This is a genomic window from Paraburkholderia sp. JHI869, from assembly GCF_038900775.1.
Classification (GTDB): Bacteria; Pseudomonadota; Gammaproteobacteria; order Burkholderiales; family Burkholderiaceae; genus Paraburkholderia.
Genome location: NZ_JAYMSC010000121.1, coordinates 1 through 263, shown reverse-complemented (window position 1 = coordinate 263; position 263 = coordinate 1). Strand labels below are relative to the sequence as shown.

The window sequence follows — 263 nt, the reverse complement described above, 5'->3', positions numbered from 1 at the left end:
CCCTTGAAGGGTCGTTCGAGACCAGGACGTTGATAGGTCAGGTGTGGAAGCGCAGTAATGCGTTAAGCTAACTGATACTAATTGCCCGTAAGGCTTGATCCTATAACAGGTGTGCCGGCCTCCAGAGCGATGGAGGGCAGGACGCACAGGTTGAGAGATCACGTGTTGTGCCTGAAACAACACAACCCCAATTCAGCAACACCTCTTTACGCTTCTTCCCGATTGGCTGTGGCGCACCACAAATGCGACGCAGCAACCCGTCA

1 rRNA gene is annotated in these 263 nt (G+C 53.6%); it reads left to right on the top strand.

From position 1 onward, the window contains the following. Positions 1-102: ribosomal RNA gene (locus tag VSR72_RS44145) — 23S ribosomal RNA — on the top strand; the annotation flags it as partial. Positions 103-263 lie beyond the last annotated feature (161 nt).